Source organism: Puniceicoccaceae bacterium, assembly GCA_040224245.1.
In the GTDB taxonomy this organism is placed as follows: domain Bacteria; phylum Verrucomicrobiota; class Verrucomicrobiia; order Opitutales; family JAFGAQ01; genus JAKSBQ01.
Genome location: JBEGIR010000023.1, coordinates 1 through 17,869, shown reverse-complemented (window position 1 = coordinate 17,869; position 17,869 = coordinate 1). Strand labels below are relative to the sequence as shown.

Below are 17,869 nucleotides of genomic sequence, written 5' to 3'. Positions count from 1 at the left end.
TCATGAAGCCAACAATTCTTCTCCTCACTATCGCGGCGCTCCTGAGCGGCTGCGCCACATCGGTCACAAGCCCCGAACAGGTTACCAGGAACACGCGAAGCACGTTCGACGCTTACACCCAAACCGAAACCATTGATGGAATGGTGGTGGACCAGGGTGGGTTCCCCAATATCACCCGCGCCAAGCTGGTAGCAACACGAGATAGCGCTGGCACACAATACTTCCTCCACGTGCACCACTGGTCGCAGACTGGATGGAAATTTCTCGAAAATGCCGCAGACATCAACGGGAATCGGTTGGAAGCTTTTCGACTCGACACGGACGTGACTTATACGGGCAACGTAGAGGAAACCCTTTCCATTCCCCTCACGCTTGAGTATCTCCAGGAACGAACTCTGGACGGACTCAACGTGAAGCTTTGGGGCCAACGCGGTGAGGTCGTCGTAGAACTCCCGTCACCCTATGTGGTGGGGTTTTTAGAAAAAGTAGGTATCTAACTTCAATATACGACAAGTAGGACCTTTCCGTCCGATGCGAGTAATGTTTTCTCCAAATCACATCTCTCGTTTTCTGCAAGTATCGCTCCTTCAGTGTTTTCATGGTTTTGATATACGAACTATTATCCAGCCGTTGGTCTGCTAATCAGTGTTCGCTACAATGGAGTTTAGCATGTCTATCGCTGACTGGTTCACTCCATCCAACGTTTCTGATGGCTTGTAAAACCTGACTTCACAAATCACGCGCGGCTTTTTTTCGATACACGCAAGCCTATTGAACAAAGCAATGGTTTTTTGACATCCCTTAATGTCATCATGTGGGCCGTCTGCATTTTTCCAATCAAACATCCCATATTTATCCAAGTCGCAAACCCACCACTGCGAACAAATCGGCGTAGGCAACTCAGCCCCTTCGCGTTTTGAATCTGTTTCTTCATTCATAGATCTTTAGGTTTCTATTTGTGTCCTCGGTCAGGCTTCGTGCCTAGCCTCTGCGTTCGCCGAGTAATCATCCATAGCGGTATCAATGCACCTGCGGATGCTGACCAACGGCCCGTATTTGATGCGCGTCCCGTCCTGCATGGTCATCAACCACGCTTCACCAGGGGCGCGATGTTTCTCCAGCCAGTCAATCCGGTCTGTATCTAAGAGATTTTGCGCTGTAGCCGCGAGGATCTGCGTCATCCCCATCAGATCTTCCATCGGCACGGAAACGAAACCCTTACGTGCATGAAAGGGCTGGTTGATCCTTTCCAGATTGCGGACAAACAGTTCGTGGGCGTAATCCACCAACGGCGAACACGTCGATTCAGACAATGAGCACCCTGCGGCGTCACTGGCAAAATCGAAAGCTGTCTGAGAGGTGCTCATGTCTGATCTTCGGCGTTATGCTAAATAAGAACAGCCTCTTTTGTGTATGGCGTATTCCTTCGAAGTCTTCGTGCAGTCACAGAGTTATCCCATTCAGGCTTTCTCTTACATCGCACATCCGTAAAGCTAGCTACATATCCAGCTTCCTTTGCGGCCTCTATGGTTGCACTCTTGGCCTTGCCAGCACTTGTTGCGAACACGTAGCTTGTTATGCCACACAGGAGCGTTTCAAAGCATAACAAGTCAGGTATAGGAACGCCGCTTTGCGCCGTTCCGTTTTGATTTTGTGCATCTGTCTTCATAAAGCGTCGTCCCATCCTTTCAGGTTCTGCATAAAGGAATGGAGTTCCCTTCGGTGCTTTTCGATATTCGCGGAAACCTGGTCGGAAACCAACAGAATGAGCTGGATCTCCATCGATCCCGCGCCGGTCTTATTTTGCATCTTCTTGATGTCCGACTCGAGTGGCCAGTCATCCGTTTGGGCGAGACAGCATCGATCGCATATCCAGCCCCCATCTGAGATCCATCGTGTTTTTGTGTCCGTCCGGCAGTGGCGGCACTCCGGGGCAGAACAATTCGCGTCAGCCAACGAGGCCAGCGGGAGGGTTGCTTGAGTAGTCATAGTCTTAGGCGCTGTCCTCGCGGCTGCGCTCTGCGTTATGTGGCTTTAACGATTTCGACACGGATGACCGATGCCGCGCCTTTGTCGGCCCATTCCATCCATTCCCGAATTTCTTTAATCGTGGTTTCATCGTTCAGCCTTTTTACTAGGGTCTCGCTTCCCGGATCAACTGGCACGAAGCGGTTCAGCACCGCCACATAACCAGCCGCATCAGGCAACGAGCTTTCGCCCTCGCAGTGTCGGCACTTTTCAATGGGATCTTTATCATTCCCGCATTCTTTGCATTGTTCTCTATTCATCGCTCGTTCCTGTGCTCAGTCGTTCTGCTTCAAAAATTCACGTCCCACGTATTCCGTATATGCGGGCGGGATTCCTAGCGAGAGCTCGCCAAGCGTTAGATCCCAATCGACCTGCATGTGCTCCTTCTGCACCGCGAGCGGCACGCGATACTCGCCCACGTTACACACTGTCCGACCGTTGGGGCGGTTGGTCGATCCGGGAAATATTCGGTCGGTGAATCGCTTGTGATCGCACGGCACTGGATCAATCGGGAAGTTAGCCTCAAAAAGTCGATGTCGCCTCACCCTGATTCCGAACGATGTCCCGCATAGCCGAACGGGATCTCTCAGCGGAGCTCCCGGAACATTTTCTATCACCCACGGCTTCCCGCTCGCGATTAGAGCCTCCCTTGTTTCGTCGATCATGTCAGGCCATTTCGGCTTGTGCCCCGGTCGGCAATTCCGATAGACAGTGAATGTCTGACAAGGCGGACTTGCGTGGATAATGTCATATTTGTGCCCGTGAGCTCGCAAGTATTCCAGCGCATCGCCCTGAATGAATGTGTGCGGGTTGTTTGGCTGCGGGTTGATGTCCACGCCGACCACATCGAAGCCCGCTCGCCGGTATCCCTCGCCCGCGCATCCTGCACCACAGAACAAGTCCAGCAGAACAAAACGTCGCAGACCAACGCCAGACCCTCTTGAGTCGGACTCTATATCCTGTTCAATCGTCTCCATTGCAATCGGTGGTTGGCTCTCGTCTGGCGTGGCTGGACTCAGCGTTGGCAGAAAATTTAGTGGAATAAGTCACAGTCACATTCCGGTGGGCAACGAACTCCTCACCACAGGCGTGGCACTCCGTTACACAAGTGCCCTCCAAGTTAGATCCGAAATCCCACTCCCACGCTCCATCATGCTCCCACCCGCAATGCGGGCACACCGGGAAATCCCGGTGATCCGTATCGATTTGTTCACTCATACATTGAGCCCTCCCAACTTCGCCACAGCGATCTTCACATCGATCGGGTCACTGCCATCTCTAAGGGTTTCGCGCACGTCCCGCACCGAGTGCCGCAAGTGCTCGTACCGCTCAAGCGAGGTCGCAGCAGCCCGCATCACCAACGCAGCATACCGCGTCTCAAGGTGCTTCTGCAGCTCTTCATCCATCTTCCTCAGTTCGCGGATAATCGGGTATGTATCACTCATATTAACTCCATTTGTTTGATTGGAAAATTCGGACTCAGCCACAGCGTTTCCGTGCGTGCCGTTCCGCGATCGGTCTGGGTGGTCTTGTGACTCACCGCCCAGCCCGCGAACAACTCTCGATACAGCGGGCAGTCATACCCGCTCACCATCACCCAGGCACTGCGGAGACGGTGGAGATGCTCAGCCATTTCACAGTGATCGGTATCGGAAAACTCATGGGTGTAGCGTCCCCCACCCGAGCGGGTATTCATCACATAAGGCGGGTCACAATAAATCACCGTACCATCGAGATCCCACTTCGGTAGGATCTCCCGGTAATCGCGGTTTTCGATCACCACCCCGCGCAGCCGATCCACGACCGCAGGGATGGCATCCGGGAGGTTGCGCCAATCCACACCGGAGGAATGCCGGTTGTTGTAAGCACTGTGGCGAAATCCTGTCTTGCGACCGCGTGAGCTGGAGCTGCTTCCAAAGCCCATCTGATTGCGGATCAGAAAATGCGCGGCGCGCTCGAACGGATCCTCCACATTTTTCGCCGCAAACGATTTCTCGAACGCATCACGCGAAAACGGGGTGAGCTCCAAGTATCTCCGAAACGCCGCGCCCTGGTCACGCAGCACGCGGAACAGGTTCACTACCTCCCCATCGAGATCATTGTACAGCTCAGAGTGAGCACGGGCCTTGCGCAGCAACACCCCAGCACCCCCACCAAACGGCTCTACCCACCCACGATGCGCAGGCACATGCTGCAGGATCCACGGCGCAATCCGGAACTTCCCCCCGAAGTATCGCACCGGCGGACGCGTGACCGGCGCTGCGATCATCGCTCCACCTCCGCTTTCGATCCCAACACCTCCACAATCTGCGCCTCGATGGACTCAATTCGTGGTAAATACTCACTGCCCTTGGTTAGGGTTTTGCGGGCTAGCGATTGCTTGCGCAGTCGCTGCGCTCGGCTCCACCTCCTGACCAAGTGGGTCAGTCGGTAAGACTTCGGAGAGCCAAACAACACTCCCCTCCCATCCCAAGGCAGCCAATCCCACCCAAATAGGTGTTGCCTGTATCTCGCCGGATTTGGGGCCAGCCGAAAATCGATTCCCCACCAACGTCCGACGGTGTCCAAACCCCGATACCCGAGCACCCGATAACATCCGGGACCCTCCACCTGGGCGATCTCTCCACGCTTCGGGAGCTCCGGAGAAAAGCGGGACCTTCCCGGTCCCACCATCATCACGATTCCAGTTGGGCGAAAATCAAATTGCGGTTGGGTAGTCATGCTTCTCCCTTGCTGGATCGGTAGGTGGCCAACTTGCGCAGGACGAGCGCGATCTCCCGACGAGTGCGATGATCCGTACGGGTGTGATCGCGGACCGTCCTAAGCGCGTGAAGGGCGGTGGTGTGATGGTTCCGGCAAAATGCCAGTGCAGCATCCTTGGAGTGCCATCCAAACTGATCCTGCAACAGGGCCATACCGATCTGGCGTGGCCATGCGATCTCCCGCACGCGGGTGCGAGCCTGGAGCTGGTCTGCGCGAAAGCCGAAGATATCTCGCAGTGTGCAGGTGACCGCCAAGAACTCGTTGTGTGGATGGTCGTTCATGACTTTTTCGCCCAGGCGTTTTTGGTGTTGAAGTCGGGGTGAGCCATCAGCCATTCCCGCGCCTCGCTGAAGGTGGCACGGTTGCCAGGCATGCGGAACCCCGCCTTGCGCATCGAATACACGTAGTGAACGTGCACACCCATCTTGTCGGCGATTTCCTTGACGCAGAGCACGGGTTCATCGTGGTGCGGGTTTTGTGTATCAGAAGTGGTCATGCACTGTGGGCGGTTGAGGTTGCAGTGTTGGCGGCGATGTGTGATTTGGGCCGGTGCCAGCACACCCGCATGCCATACACAGTGGTGAGTCGGTGAATCGCTTGGTGCACGAGGGTGCTTTCGATGGCCCATCGTTCGGCGCTGCGGTTGCCAATGGCTTCGCCGCGGAAGTCTTCAACACCATGCAGATCCACTCCGAAGAGGTGCACAAGGTCCACATGAATGAATGCCGCAAAGTAGAGCGCCGCCTCGATCGAAAAACGAAAAGGCTGGTGTGCCAGGTGTTCGAATTCTCTCCAGTCATAGACAAGCGTGTGTGCCACTTCGAGTCCGGTAACGCAGATCCCATCGAACAAGTGATGGCCTCGCTCGTACATGGAACGGTCGCCAAACACCCAGTACATGGCCGGCAAGGGTGCAAAGATTGCGGTATTGACGGCGATGTGAATGTTGGCCGCAGGTGGGCCAGATCGCACAAGCGTTTGCAGGGACGGCCCGCTGGCGTAGATGGCGGCCGTAGTGAGTGGTTGGTTCATGTTTCGCTTCTTTGGTTGATGGTTGCTTTGTGAGTGAGCCCATCCGGGCGCTCAGTGATTTGCAGGTCGCCTCCAAGCAGTCCGACCACGTCGGCCTGTAGCACCTGGTACGCTTCGCAGACAAAGAGGTCATTGCGCCGGCGCATCTGCACCCACACCTTTACATATTGACCGGTGCGGGGGAGTTGCGTCTCGCGGAGCACTTCCGCGTCGTTGTGGAGCTTGTAGTCTTCGCTTACGTCCTCGGGGATCTCGTAGCGGATGCCTGGTGCGCTGCGCACCCATGCCAAACGGTCTCGGATGGACTGTTTACTGTAGAGGATGAGCGGGCAGTAAACACGCCCCTGGTCTGCAGTGCCTTCATACACGTCGATGTCGATGGGCTCCGAGTAGATCTCGCGCGTCTTGCGTTTCTTGGTCTGCCTTCCGTCACGATACGTGATGATGTGGTGGTAGTAGTTCGTATCCTCCCCTTTGATCGCGGTGTAGCCAAAGCGGGCACACATGCGGTAAACCTCGTTCGCACGATAACCAGAGTCCACCCACACGAGCTGCGGTAACACGTCAAACTCCTCACGCAAGGCTTCGACGTCGTTCTCGGAGGATACCCTACCTTCGAACACCAGGCGCGTGTGCAACCACTGGGAGGGATCGTCCGTCAGGCGCTTCCAGTCGCGGATGATCACCCAGAAGTGATCCTTCTGCTTGTCCACATCCATCAGCGTGAAGTCCGCCCCCTCCAGGCGCTGACCCTTCCGGACTCCGCCGGTCATCGCTATCTGATTCTCGACCGGGCGGTCACGACGGTCGAAGAATACGACCTTGCGCTTCTGACAAAAGTCCTCAAGCAACTGCAAGCGCCCTACCCTAGCATCCATGACAGCGGCATAGTGCTCCTTCACCAAATCGATAAACGGGATCCACGGCACCGTGAGCGCGTTGTAGCGGTACGAAAGGTTTCCGGGCACCGGTCCCATGTTGGTCTGACGATACCTGCCAGCATGGGCAAGGGCGGCGCGGACCGAAGGCGTGTCTTCGTGCTCGTGACCGCAGTGCGCGCACTGCCACCGAATCGTGGATGCCAGCTTGGGCCAATCAAATCGCCCTGAAGCCAAGCGCACCGCATCCGAACTATCCCACAGCATCCCGCCTGCGTTGCCTTTGTCGTCCCGGTCAAACTCCATCCACTGGTATTCCCCGCACTTCAGGCATGGCACTTCCCATTCCTCACAGGTGCCTTCGTGGTAAAGCATGAACAACTCATCACCGGTCCCGCTTTCCTTGTCCCAATACGACGCCGGAGAGATGTTGATGACCAGCGCATTCCATGCCGCGGTCACACGCTTGATGACGTCGGTCAATGCTCCGGGGTCCCAATCCTTCACCTCCTCGTTGATGCAGTAGCGCACGGATGACGATTGCCGAGACTTCACGGCCTTGATCCCCTGCATCCGGAACCAGAACCCATCCTTCCACACGATCGAAAGCTTCTTCAGTTTCTCGTCCTGGTAGTGCGGACGGAACACCCGGTTTGCGCGGATCAGCGGATCGATGCGCTCATCCCAAGTCTGCTGTGCTTTGCCGTGGTCCTCCCAGTTGTAGAGGATGTTTCCTGGATCCTTATCGCGAATGTATCCGATGGTTGCCTCTCCCAAAGTAGATTTCGCTCCCTGCACTGGCCCCAGCAAGGTCACGCGCTTCACTCCATCCGCAAACAAACGCTCCAACGGGCGATTGAGCCAGGGCGTCATCTCTGGTCGGAAGGTGCTCGACCGCAGCGATGCCGGCAGGCGATACCCAACCGACTCCGCCCAATGGTTGACCGGTTCGCGATCGGACCACCGCAACGCCTCGCGCACGGTGTCGACGCAGTGCTCACGAAAGTGAACGGGTTCTGGTGAAGCGATCGATATCATCTTTAACAGCGTTTATGAGTTTCTTCCCTTCGCGGGCGTTGATGGCTCGGATCTTATCTGCCGGAAGTCCTTGGGTGAGCGGTGGCAACTCGTTCTCAAGCAGCCGTTGAAAGGCATTGCACAGACTGACACCGACAATCCGGGTGAGGACCTCATCGACCACATCCACCGGCATGAGTCGCTTCTCATCCTCCGCAAGGCGTTTTTCTTCCCGTAATGCTTTCGCACGGTGCAGTCGAAAACTCCACTCATCCGGATCGTTGGCATCAGACTTGCCAATGCTCGCGAGCAACCACTTTTCCAACCCTTCAATCTCGACCGAACCATTTGCACGGAACGCCGGACAGCCTTTTGCTTTGGCCGATTTGACGACCTTGCGTTCGACTCCCAACACCTTAGCTGCCGCCGACTGATTCGGGGCGATCCGAGGGCGCTCTCGCTGCGCTGCCGTGTGTGATTCATTTTTCACCGTTCATCGAGAGAGAAACCGCCTTGACGGGAAACCCGCGCTCATTCGCCGGTCTAGGAGACTCCTTGCCGGGGGTGGGTAGGTTTTGCCTAGTGGGGAGCGCTGTGGGTTGGTTCCGGTCATGGTATGATTCAAAGTAGGGTTGACTGAACAAATACAATCCCGATGCAGTTTGGTGATCCGGTAGGGACCGGTGCCGTAGTTCGTCCGGATGATCATGCCTACTTCCAGTCTCATCCCTGCACCTCCGGAAACTGGCGGATCTGCAATCCCTCCGGAATCTCCGGCAACGGCTTTCTCCGACCCCCCATTTGCTTCATGAAAAAAGAAATGCTAGCTGCCTCGCACTGATCGCGCAGCGACTCCGCCCATTCCGTTTCCATGGGTCGTGCCTTCGGGCCGCTCTCACCGCCGCAGATAACCCAGTGAATTTCGGAATGATAACTATCCGCCGTCCTCCACTTGGGAGCCCCTAAGTCCAAATCTACCTGGCCCAACAAAGGTTCACAGCTGAGAAAACGCACTCTCGCCGGTATCCGCATCAGCTCCGAAATGCGCTTCGCTGCCCGCGTCTGATCCTCTACCGACGTGCCTATCCACACGTTTTCCGGAGGCGGCCCAACAAGCCAACCCATTGCTACTGCGACCCCGGTTGTAGTAAACCGCCCCGGATGCTTCCGAAGACGAGTTACCGCACTAAGACGCTCTCTCCACAAATGCGGCCGCTTTGTAAGCAACAAAAAATCCAGGTGCTCACACTTTCGAATCAACCCCAACAGATCCGCGAGCCACTCTGCCGGAATCTCATCATCGAGCCAATCCGCAAGGCTGGCCACAAAAACACGGGGACGGACGCGGAATGTCTCAGTCTCCGGGAGCGACAAACAATGCTCTGTCGTGCAACATGCCAGCCCACCAGGAGGGATAGCCCCATGCCATTTTCGAAACTCCCGCCGACCACACACCGAGCACTCCACAAAGCGACCACGCTTTGCAAGATCGTCCCACCGCTCCACCTTCGCCCAGTTTGCCGCGCTCGTGCGCTTTCGAGGGTTTCCCCTGCCCCACTCCACCTGTCCAAGGCGGTGATCCATCAGCTGCTCCGCGTAGCAATGCGCACACCCTGGACTTACCTTCGTGCACCCGATCCACGGATTGAAAGTGCTGTCACACCACTCGATTCTTGATTTCTCCATATCTCCGCTTCCTCTCGATTATTAAGTTGCTTACTAAGTCAACACAAGGGTTTTCATCCCGCTCTCCGCCCACGCTGCTCCATCGCCTGGATGACAGCACGCTGGACCTTCTCATGCCCTTCCCGCGCGATTCGGCCCCAATCGTCAAAGAATCGTGGATCGGCTGTCGGGTAAAGCATGCGCAAAACCTCTGCCCAATCCCCTGCGGGCTCCGGCAGTCCTTTCTTTGGACGCATCCGAGGGTCCTCGTCTTCGATGTTCTCCACCACAAACTTCCCAGCTCTCAAGCTGGCTGTCCATTCATCCGGGGTATTCTCCCAACGCTGCTTGTTCAACCAAGTCGCAAGGTGGGGCACGAACTTCCAACCTTCAGATCGAGCGGTCAAAGCCTCACGCCTCACGCATGCGGCATACTGCTGCACCTTTCGAATCAGCTGATCAGCATCGATGATCTGCAGTGCCTTACGGATCGCTCGTTCCTCATCCGGTTTAGACGGAGTGCGGGGATAGGCCTTACGGATCGCATCCACCGCCTGCTGTACTGCTATCTCTTTCTCCTTATCCTTATCTTTGTCTTTATCTTGTACTTTATCTTTAGGGGCATGGGTGACCCCATTTTGATCTCTTTTTGAACTCTCGATGACCTCTTTTAGACCTCTAATTGAGTCCAAATTGACCCCAGAACGCTCCAAACACTGACAGATGCTGTCATGCACCCGATTGCGTCGGTTGAGGATCTCACCATACTGAAACACAATGAAATCCTCGATAAACCACCGATCCGGCGCTAGCACCCGGATCCGGTCCTTGTCCATGTTGAACAGCTCAAGAGCCCTATCATGGCTCACTTTGACCCCACGTAGAAGGCAAAATGACCTCAAATTGACCTTAAACACGCCAGCATGGTCGCACTTGGAGAGCACGTAATACCAAAGCAAGAGATACTCGTTCGGTAGGTCCAGCACCCAATCTTTTTCCCAGATATCGCAGTCGGTGAATCGTTTTTTCATCTCGCCACACCTCACTCTACAGAAAAAGAACCTCCACGTCCCGTATTTCGATCCGGGTTCGAGCGTATGACCCGTCTGGGTAGAAGTCAGTCACCCTGACCCGCGTCCATTGCCAATGGCAACTAGGACACCGGAACGTGTTGGGTGGCAGTTCTTCACCAAGGCCGGACCGATTAAAGCGCTCCCAATGTTCCGTGTGCCCGCACCGGCAGGTCACAGTCGGGATGATCGGCGGCAAGGGTTTCGGCACGGAAGTCATCGAAACCATTATGCGACCCTCCCTTCGTCATCGGCGGTATTGCTCCTGCGCAGCGTCCCTGCGATGGTGCAACCATCGAGCTTTGGAGTCGTGGCACCTTTGCGGATTGCCAGAGGCAGCGAATCAGCACCGCGTCGGATGTTCCAACACTTCACCAGGAGGGCGATCTTGACGGTTTTGTGCATGGGGTGTCCCTCCATCTTTGCTGCCGTCACACGCTCACGATACATCAGAATTGGGTCGTTCGCCTGGAGGCCGACGCCGTCCCGCAACGAGTCGAAAAACAAGTCACGCTCCACAGGGTCGATCCGACCCATCAGATAGTGCAGCACCGACAGCGGACCAAGCGGCATCATCGGCTTGTATTTGGCCCCGTAGCGCACGAGTGCGGTCAGAGATTCCAGGAGGCCTGGGTGATGGTTTTCGAGCAGATCCACAGCTTGCCTGTGGGTCATGTAGGTCACGCTGGTGCGCAGACCATGCTGGGTAAACCCGTTAGGGTTGTGCAGGTACCCCCAGAGCAACCGCAAGCCGCTCCCGAGATCGCACAGGTTTTTATACCCACGGATCTGCAATGCATGGTTGAGACTGCGAACCTCTCCGGTGTCCATGGTCGACTGGCTTTGCTCCTCAAGGTTGAGCACAACCTCCATCTCCACGGTCTCTTGGCACAACACGACCGCCCGCAAGCGACTCTGTCCATCAAGCAGCCGCCCCAACTTTGAAAACTTGATGGTTTCCCCATTCCCGCCATTCCACTCACCATCGCGCATCATGGCCGCGTATCGTTCTATTTTGGCCTTGCTGGGTTTGCGGTTGCCTTCGTTGCGCGACAGCCACTGGGTTGCCAGAGCAGGGGTCACGCGCACCACAGGGTTGATCATGTAGCGCACCGGCTCGGCGGCGAACCACTGCGGCACCGGTGAAGCCTTCGCAAGCACCCCACCTGTCTTCGGAACACTCGGATCCTTGCCTTCGACAAGCGAGCGCCCACCATCAGCGAGCACAGCCCGCACCCGGTCGGGCGTCAATCCAATCGGTAACACACTCGACTCCATCACTCGACTCCTTCCTGTGCCATCGGCACGACGTTGTCGGTGGTTACCACAAGCACGGGCTCCTTGGTTTTCACCCAGAGATTGTGCTCCTTGTGGAATTTGGCCGATACGACCTCGCAGCATTCCGCGTGAGTCTTGACCGGATAACGACGACCTTTTGGAGTCACATTGAAGTCGTAGGCGGCGCGGTTGAGGCGCTCGGTTACAACATAGGGGCTGTCCTCCTCCGGGATCTGGAGCACCCAACCGGTCAGATCCTTGCCGGAAAACTCAATCACGCCTTCGGGATCACTCACGAGGATCACAAACTGCTTTGGCACTGAGGGTGGGCGTTCCTCCTCCTCTTTGAGAATCCGCAATTCCTCCTCGAGTTCGTTCACGATGGATGCCACTTGGCGTCCATCAAGTTCGCGGCGCTGCAGCACCATTTTCACGAGGTCGATATCTACTTTTGCCATATTCGCTTCTTGGTTGGTTGTTCTGTTCAGCCCACGCCGATCTGGGGGGCCATGATGTCAAAATCAAGACGGCTCTCCTGCCACTCCGCCTTACGCGTCCATTCGATGCTCTCCGCACCCTCTGTGTCGTAGGCTGGCCATGCGTTGCGGCGGTAGCTCTCGGCAAGGGCGGGCAAGTGTAGCTTGATCGCCTTTTCGGCGGTCATCAGGTGCCTGTCGGTCGGGTAGAAAACCACGCACTGCACCGGCTCCTTTTTCTGCACGACAATGAAAAAAAACTCAGCGGGCGGCTTCCCAGTCACCTCCTCCACAATCGGGCTGTAGAAGCCTGGCTGCAGGTAGTATTTCGCATCAAAGAGGCTCTGCCACGAGGTGTAGTCATTTGGGTTGAGCGACTCCACAAACTTGAGATCCACGATGAAGCTATCCCCGCGAGAGATCCTGCGCCCATACTGCCGGTCATAGACCCGCGTCTTCCTGGAGTGACCGCAATAGGCGTCCGTGCGGCACTGCAGGTAGACCCCGAGCGGCTCCATGTATTCGCGCCAAGTGAGTTCGCGCTGGGTGGCCTGCTCCAGCAACCACACCGCCATCGGGTTGGCCTGGATGGCATCCAGACACTTGCCCATGTGCGCCCAGGTTTCGAGGCCAACGGTGAGCTTTCCGCTCTGCTCGATGTCCTGCCACAGCTCCAGGGCCTCGCTGGTGCGCTGATACGCCTCAGTCTGGGCCTTTGTGGGGTTCGGAAGGCTTGGATATCGCTCGTAGGCGTCCAGCTGCGCCTTGGTGGGTTTCTTCGGTGTCTCCGCCGTAATGAAGGTGTAGCGCTCATGCAGTGCGTGAGGTTCCAGAACGGCCACGTGTCCGAGCGTCCCGAAGTCCATGGCATCACTGCGCCGCTGCGGAAGGGAGCGGGTGACATGCCGCGCCTGATAGCTGAGCTTGTCCTCGATCCAGTCCTGCAACTTGCTGGCGCTGATCGCATCGGTGGCGTGGTAGTCCTCATTGCTGACGTTACGGAGTTTCCCGGTCGGGAGGGTGGCCTGCGGTTTATCCCACCCAGCGGCCTTGCTCTTGCGTATGGTGCGTTGCCGTGCCATCAGTCGAGGATGAGGTGATAGATCTGGAGGTCCTCCAACTGCACCTTGCCGGCGCGAAGGTCCTCAAGGGTGCCCACAAACCATTCCTGCCCGGTCTGGGGCTCATAAAGGTACCCGCCAGCCTCCGTCAGATAAAAGTTTTGCTGGTGGTAGGTGCCATCTGGCATGCGGCGATTGACCTTCCCAATGATCGGTCGAGCGTCAGCCCCAGCATGCGAGAGCCGACTCGCGGCGACGTAAAGGCTCGCGTAGTCGTCGCAGTCCTGCACGTCTTTGCGGTAGGTCAGCCGGCCACGTGCCTCGAGGCGCGCACGCGCCCCCCAAACGTATCGATTGAAATCCACCACCCACTGGCGCGAGGGCAGGATGTAGCGATCGTCAACAAGGGTCACATCGGATCCCCTCACGATTCCCCGCATCCAGCCGGCCAGCTCCACCCGACCGATGCTCTGCACTCCATGTGCGGCCTGAAACGTTGGAGGAAGTTCCGGAGCTCCGGTTTCCGGTCGCTCAACCGTAACACACCCGCCGCTGAGCAGCAGGGCCAGAACAAACAGGATCAACGCCAAAACCAAGGCGATGAGTTTCGGGATATCTCTTTTGCTCATAAGTCACTTAGTAAGTCAGTTCAGAAAAGTAAGATTCGTGTGCGACCGTCACCACCCCGTTCTTCAGAACGACAACCCAGTAACCGACACCATCTTTGGCGGGTCGCAACAGATCCACCTTGCCAACGCCTTCACACCAAAGATGCTGACCTGGCTGGTAGCCGGTCGGCTGCGAGTCGGCCTGTATTAGCACCAGGTCCAGTTCATTGGCACAACTCCGCAGTATCTCCTTTTCGGCTTCGGAACCAAACGATCCCAATGCATAGGCTTTCTTGCGCCAGGCGCAGACCAGATCCCGCAGCGACTGCGGATCGATCATTTTCGTTTCTGTTGCAGTCTCACTCATGATTTCGCTTCTTGTTTTTGGTTTTGAAAAATTGGCCCGGCGACGGGCGTACCCCTACCCCCATTTGCCGCCGGGCTCTACGTTACTGTTAACCCCAGAACAAATCTATCAGGTCTCACCCATGGGGCGGCAGGCCTCCATTCCTGCCGCCCGTAGGTTGTCCTCTCTATCTTCTCTCTCATCCGAAGAAACTCGTATATCGGAAATCATGCCGCACCCCCATTCCCTGCAGCGCCGACCATGCCTGCCATACCGCCGGAACGACGGCGCCCTTGTGCCTTCACCCGAATGGTCGGTCCAATCGATTGGATGTCAGGACGAAAACCCGGAACCAGGTGCAACGTGATCGTTTCCCCAACCCAATCGGCAAATCGGGCCTTGCCCGTCATATACATGATCGTGCGAGCATTGGTCTTGTTCACAATCCACGGCTTCTTGGCCCCCCGGAAGTGCAACACCACTTTGTCGATGACGCGCCCGTCCTCACACTTGATCGTGTTGGGCTCATCGACTTTCTCGATCGTTACCGCCACCTCTCCCTTGCCCATAAGGTCAGCCGCCTCGAGGTAATTTCCCTTGTATGCTTCGCTGTAGTTCATCGCCGTTCCCTCCTGGTCGTGGGTTGGACCATCTGCGGCAGCATCCGCCGCAATGCATAGTCCAAATGCACTCTTACCGCCTGATTGTGTCGGTCGCTCGCCGCTTCGATCCATTGCCCATCGATCGACACCACCACCAGACGTTCCGGTGGCGGTGAGCCTTCGCCAACTCGATCCAACAAAACTGTGCCAGCTGTGATCATGCGACCTTCTCTGCCAGGTTGTGACGCTGGCGGGCTTTGCGAGCCTCCTGTATCCGGCGCATCATCTTCTTGATCTGGCTCATCCAGCGGGCTTCGAACTCAACGCTCTCTTGATACGTTGCAGCTGCGTGCAGCTTGTATCCGAGGTTTCCGCTGATGATTTCTCCGTCGCTGTGCTCCGCCATATAGCGGTATTTGCGACGTTCACCCTCCGTGCGCACACCGAGTTCCCTCATCGTGTGCCAACGTCCATCCGACAGCATTGCCTTGAACATTTCCAATTCGTCCTGCGTGAAAGCGAGGTCTGGTTGCCATGCGTATGAGTCTTTCATTGACGTTCCTCCTGGTGGTTTCGGGGCCAAATCGTCGATGCAAACAGCATCGACACAAATCCAAGAATCCACAGCTGCCACATCGTCGGCTGATAGATCGCGGCGATCCATAGCAGGATGCCGAAAAGAAAAATCATGGTGCCGCAAAGAATGCGGATGATGCGCTCGCTACTGGTGATCATACAGGGACCTCCTCCGCTCCGAGAGGGATCTCGGTCTGGTTCAGGACCACACGCACGCTTCGTGCCACCTTACGGACTGCAGAGTATTGCAGACTTACCTGACACAATGGATTCGGCTCTCGGGTCACCGCCACATCAACCACAAGGTTGACGACTTCCGGAGAATCATGCCTGCGCACTTCATCGCGCAGAATGTTCGGCATCTCATCGTTGATGAGGTCTTCGAGCAGCCTCGCAATCTCGCGCGCCGTCTTCTTTCTTTCTTCGCATTCGGTCATTTGATTCTGGGGTTCTTTTTGGAAAGTTCAGTTTCAGAAATCAGAATCTTGGGTTCGAGCTGAGCTGCATTGATGTCGCCATCCTGCAACCACTGGTACACCGTGTGACGACTCACTCCTAACCGCTTCGCAAACTGCGCCACCGTCAGGTTTTTGTAGGCCTGCTCACCTCTCGGATGCATCAGCCCCGCGAGATAGACGGCAGTCTTTTTCGCTAGGTCGTCGATCTGCTTTGGATCCAATGCAATCTGCATCACACGCCCTCCTGTTCCCGCCCACGCATAACGCGGACGATTCGCACACCAGCAGCTCCGCCGACGCGACGGCTCGCCACCCACTGAGAAAAATCCAGAGTGGACAACCCAAGCAGCAGGAACGCCACCACGATCAAAGGCTTCTGTGCGATCTGCCGCAGCGTTGCGTTGATCTCGCGACTACCCTTGGCCAACAGGTCTCTGGCATTGTCCATGCCATCAAATTCCAAATGCACCAATGCGATCTTCAGAAGATTTCCCACACTCATATTCGCACGGGTTGCCATGCGGCCCAACCTGCGTGCGTATCCTGCCGGAAGGTTCAGACTCGTGTTGATCGAATCAGGGCTGATGGGGTTCGTTGACATATTAAGTTACTTACTAAGTTTCCTTCAGGACAACCCTGATGGCGTTCATCTGATGAGGTGGATTCTTATTAAGTTACTTACGAAGTCAACAAGAAATGTTGATTTTGTTGATTTTCTCGGTTTCTTTGACAAACAAGAGGACTTAGGAAGCCACTTAATAAAACGAAGCGACACCCAATGGCCACCAGAGACATCCCAGAGGGGACCAAAAACGTCACCGTCAATCTACCGCTCGACCTTATCGATGACATCATGGAGCAGGCGCGTGAAAACCACGTGAACCGCTCTGAGTACATCCGGGCCGCCATCCTTGCAGCTCTCGAGCGTGGGCTCAAAGTGAGTGTAGATCGATCAAAGGATCTTTCCTGGGTAACTGAGGACGGCAGCCAATACGATTCCGGAGCCGTGCGAAAATCCCTCAACTCGCGCCAGAAGCCCCGCGCGGCGCAGAAGTGACACAGTATCGGTCGTGGAAATACAGCAGGTATCCGCGCAACAGTTCGCGATCCTGCTGACGCGATACCCACGCCTCCCAGGCGGCAGGTGAGAGGTTTTCGGGGGAAGGAAGTGCCCAAACATCTGTCGATTCCAACGCGACAACATTGTCAGGTGCACACTCCAGCGGACGAGCCGATAGCTTTTGCATGAGGAGATGATAAGGATAGCCCTCAAGCATCCAGTGAAGGTGTTTTGAACTCAAGAAAATCCGTCACGCGTCGATCTCTCAAGACTACCGGAATTCCGGTATTCAACACTATCTGGCACAATTCTTGTCTTACGCCCACCCAACGAGCGCATGCCTCCAGTAAGACATACCCCGTTTCATGGACCCATTCACCGTTCGACTCAGCGAGGAACAACTCAAGGAAATCCGCGACTTTGCAAAACGCTATCACTTCACCGACACAAGCGCCGCAATTCGCTTCCTCTGCGCCTGGGCAATTCAGCACATCGAAACCCCTTCCACCAAAAAAACCCTAAATAAACCCTAAATCCAGCGCTGTATTCCATCATACTTCCCCTTCTTCTTCTTGCCCATGTCTTTACATCCTTCTCGAATTGCATGGGGTGCAAGGGGTCGCTGGTTCGAATCCAGTCGTCCCGACCATTTTTGTTTACAAGAAGATCTGTAACTTGAAGGAGTTGCGGATTTTTTTGTAAACAAAAATGGTCGAGTGTCGGGGATGGTAAGTCGAACTAACTTTGAACTGAATTGCATCGTTGGCTTGCCCGGTAGCCGCTGGCGCGGGGAGGCTTTCGCCGTCGAACTGAAGTGGTCCCGGAAAACTGGACAGGTGGACAAGCTATGAATAAACTACCAAAAAGGAGGAAAAAGCATGTCCAAGAAACGCCGCTCATTCAGTGCCGAGTTCAAATCCAGGGTTGCCCTGGAAGCGATCAAGGAGACCG

Annotated in this window: 28 protein-coding genes; 3 read left to right on the top strand and 25 right to left on the bottom strand. The window is 55.9% G+C overall.

Going from position 1 to position 17,869, the window contains the following annotated elements:
- The first annotated feature begins 2 nt into the window (after positions 1-2).
- On the top strand, positions 3-497 hold the full coding sequence (locus ABQ298_03705; GenBank protein MEQ9823468.1) for a hypothetical protein: 495 nt from the start codon (positions 3-5) through the stop codon (positions 495-497).
- A gap of 141 nt (positions 498-638) precedes the next feature.
- Here ABQ298_03705 and ABQ298_03700 read toward each other — a convergent pair whose 3' ends face one another.
- The 24 genes from ABQ298_03700 to ABQ298_03585 form a co-directional block, all read right to left on the bottom strand.
- Positions 639-938, bottom strand: a complete 300-nt coding sequence (locus tag ABQ298_03700) for a hypothetical protein (GenBank protein ID MEQ9823467.1) — start codon at positions 936-938, stop codon at positions 639-641.
- Between the two features lie 30 nt (positions 939-968).
- The gene (locus tag ABQ298_03695; GenBank protein ID MEQ9823466.1) at positions 969-1,367 is read right to left on the bottom strand and encodes a hypothetical protein; all 399 of its coding nucleotides are present in this window, start codon (positions 1,365-1,367) and stop codon (positions 969-971) included.
- A 657-nt stretch (positions 1,368-2,024) separates the two neighbouring features.
- On the bottom strand, positions 2,025-2,288 hold the full coding sequence (locus ABQ298_03690) for a hypothetical protein (protein ID MEQ9823465.1): 264 nt from the start codon (positions 2,286-2,288) through the stop codon (positions 2,025-2,027).
- A gap of 954 nt (positions 2,289-3,242) precedes the next feature.
- Complete coding sequence (locus tag ABQ298_03685) at positions 3,243-3,473, bottom strand: hypothetical protein (protein MEQ9823464.1); 231 nt, start codon at positions 3,471-3,473, stop codon at positions 3,243-3,245.
- Positions 3,470-4,297 (bottom strand): DNA adenine methylase, encoded by an 828-nt coding sequence (locus ABQ298_03680; protein ID MEQ9823463.1) that lies wholly within the window; start codon positions 4,295-4,297, stop codon positions 3,470-3,472. Before ABQ298_03680 ends, ABQ298_03685 begins: the two co-directional genes overlap by 4 nt.
- On the bottom strand, positions 4,294-4,749 hold the full coding sequence (locus ABQ298_03675) for a hypothetical protein (GenBank protein MEQ9823462.1): 456 nt from the start codon (positions 4,747-4,749) through the stop codon (positions 4,294-4,296). The genes ABQ298_03680 and ABQ298_03675 overlap by 4 nt, the downstream gene beginning before the upstream one ends.
- Positions 4,746-5,072, bottom strand: a complete 327-nt coding sequence (locus ABQ298_03670) for a helix-turn-helix domain-containing protein (GenBank protein MEQ9823461.1) — start codon at positions 5,070-5,072, stop codon at positions 4,746-4,748. The genes ABQ298_03675 and ABQ298_03670 overlap by 4 nt, the downstream gene beginning before the upstream one ends.
- A complete protein-coding gene (locus ABQ298_03665) occupies positions 5,069-5,287 on the bottom strand; it encodes a hypothetical protein (protein ID MEQ9823460.1) in 219 nt (72 codons plus the stop codon). The genes ABQ298_03670 and ABQ298_03665 overlap by 4 nt, the downstream gene beginning before the upstream one ends.
- Positions 5,284-5,823: a hypothetical protein gene (locus ABQ298_03660; protein ID MEQ9823459.1), complete on the bottom strand. Its 540-nt coding sequence runs from the start codon at positions 5,821-5,823 to the stop codon at positions 5,284-5,286. Before ABQ298_03660 ends, ABQ298_03665 begins: the two co-directional genes overlap by 4 nt.
- The gene (locus ABQ298_03655) at positions 5,820-7,739 is read right to left on the bottom strand and encodes a phage terminase large subunit family protein (GenBank protein MEQ9823458.1); all 1,920 of its coding nucleotides are present in this window, start codon (positions 7,737-7,739) and stop codon (positions 5,820-5,822) included. Before ABQ298_03655 ends, ABQ298_03660 begins: the two co-directional genes overlap by 4 nt.
- A complete protein-coding gene (locus ABQ298_03650; protein ID MEQ9823457.1) occupies positions 7,699-8,208 on the bottom strand; it encodes a hypothetical protein in 510 nt (169 codons plus the stop codon). Before ABQ298_03650 ends, ABQ298_03655 begins: the two co-directional genes overlap by 41 nt.
- Positions 8,209-8,441: 233 nt before the next feature.
- Positions 8,442-9,404 carry a phage Gp37/Gp68 family protein gene (locus ABQ298_03645; protein ID MEQ9823456.1) on the bottom strand — a complete coding sequence of 321 codons (963 nt, stop codon included), beginning with the start codon at positions 9,402-9,404 and terminating at the stop codon, positions 8,442-8,444.
- Positions 9,405-9,457: 53 nt separating this feature from the next.
- A complete protein-coding gene (locus ABQ298_03640; GenBank protein ID MEQ9823455.1) occupies positions 9,458-10,414 on the bottom strand; it encodes a hypothetical protein in 957 nt (318 codons plus the stop codon).
- A gap of 267 nt (positions 10,415-10,681) precedes the next feature.
- Complete coding sequence (locus ABQ298_03635; GenBank protein ID MEQ9823454.1) at positions 10,682-11,731, bottom strand: hypothetical protein; 1,050 nt, start codon at positions 11,729-11,731, stop codon at positions 10,682-10,684.
- A complete protein-coding gene (locus ABQ298_03630; protein MEQ9823453.1) occupies positions 11,731-12,189 on the bottom strand; it encodes a hypothetical protein in 459 nt (152 codons plus the stop codon). Before ABQ298_03630 ends, ABQ298_03635 begins: the two co-directional genes overlap by 1 nt.
- A gap of 26 nt (positions 12,190-12,215) precedes the next feature.
- Positions 12,216-13,289, bottom strand: coding sequence for a PD-(D/E)XK nuclease-like domain-containing protein (locus ABQ298_03625; protein ID MEQ9823452.1), 1,074 nt, complete (start codon positions 13,287-13,289; stop codon positions 12,216-12,218).
- Positions 13,289-13,897 carry a hypothetical protein gene (locus ABQ298_03620; protein MEQ9823451.1) on the bottom strand — a complete coding sequence of 203 codons (609 nt, stop codon included), beginning with the start codon at positions 13,895-13,897 and terminating at the stop codon, positions 13,289-13,291. Before ABQ298_03620 ends, ABQ298_03625 begins: the two co-directional genes overlap by 1 nt.
- A gap of 7 nt (positions 13,898-13,904) precedes the next feature.
- Positions 13,905-14,243, bottom strand: a complete 339-nt coding sequence (locus ABQ298_03615) for a hypothetical protein (GenBank protein ID MEQ9823450.1) — start codon at positions 14,241-14,243, stop codon at positions 13,905-13,907.
- Between the two features lie 206 nt (positions 14,244-14,449).
- The gene (locus ABQ298_03610) at positions 14,450-14,956 is read right to left on the bottom strand and encodes a hypothetical protein (protein MEQ9823449.1); all 507 of its coding nucleotides are present in this window, start codon (positions 14,954-14,956) and stop codon (positions 14,450-14,452) included.
- Between the two features lie 85 nt (positions 14,957-15,041).
- Positions 15,042-15,377, bottom strand: a complete 336-nt coding sequence (locus ABQ298_03605) for a hypothetical protein (GenBank protein ID MEQ9823448.1) — start codon at positions 15,375-15,377, stop codon at positions 15,042-15,044.
- Complete coding sequence (locus ABQ298_03600; protein ID MEQ9823447.1) at positions 15,374-15,514, bottom strand: hypothetical protein; 141 nt, start codon at positions 15,512-15,514, stop codon at positions 15,374-15,376. The genes ABQ298_03605 and ABQ298_03600 overlap by 4 nt, the downstream gene beginning before the upstream one ends.
- Positions 15,515-15,555: 41 nt before the next feature.
- A complete protein-coding gene (locus ABQ298_03595; GenBank protein ID MEQ9823446.1) occupies positions 15,556-15,837 on the bottom strand; it encodes a hypothetical protein in 282 nt (93 codons plus the stop codon).
- Positions 15,834-16,091, bottom strand: coding sequence for a helix-turn-helix domain-containing protein (locus ABQ298_03590; protein ID MEQ9823445.1), 258 nt, complete (start codon positions 16,089-16,091; stop codon positions 15,834-15,836). The genes ABQ298_03595 and ABQ298_03590 overlap by 4 nt, the downstream gene beginning before the upstream one ends.
- Complete coding sequence (locus ABQ298_03585) at positions 16,091-16,459, bottom strand: hypothetical protein (GenBank protein ID MEQ9823444.1); 369 nt, start codon at positions 16,457-16,459, stop codon at positions 16,091-16,093. Before ABQ298_03585 ends, ABQ298_03590 begins: the two co-directional genes overlap by 1 nt.
- A 177-nt stretch (positions 16,460-16,636) precedes the next feature.
- Here ABQ298_03585 and ABQ298_03580 point away from each other — a divergent pair, with 177 nt between their 5' ends.
- Positions 16,637-16,915, top strand: coding sequence for a ribbon-helix-helix domain-containing protein (locus ABQ298_03580; GenBank protein ID MEQ9823443.1), 279 nt, complete (start codon positions 16,637-16,639; stop codon positions 16,913-16,915).
- On the opposite strand, the gene ABQ298_03575 is transcribed toward ABQ298_03580, so the two are convergent.
- Positions 16,878-17,159, bottom strand: coding sequence for a hypothetical protein (locus ABQ298_03575; protein MEQ9823442.1), 282 nt, complete (start codon positions 17,157-17,159; stop codon positions 16,878-16,880). The genes ABQ298_03580 and ABQ298_03575 overlap by 38 nt on opposite strands.
- 124 nt (positions 17,160-17,283) lie before the next feature.
- On the opposite strand from ABQ298_03575, the gene ABQ298_03570 reads away from it, so the two are divergent.
- Positions 17,284-17,451 (top strand): hypothetical protein, encoded by a 168-nt coding sequence (locus tag ABQ298_03570; protein ID MEQ9823441.1) that lies wholly within the window; start codon positions 17,284-17,286, stop codon positions 17,449-17,451.
- The last annotated feature ends 418 nt before the right edge of the window (positions 17,452-17,869 follow it).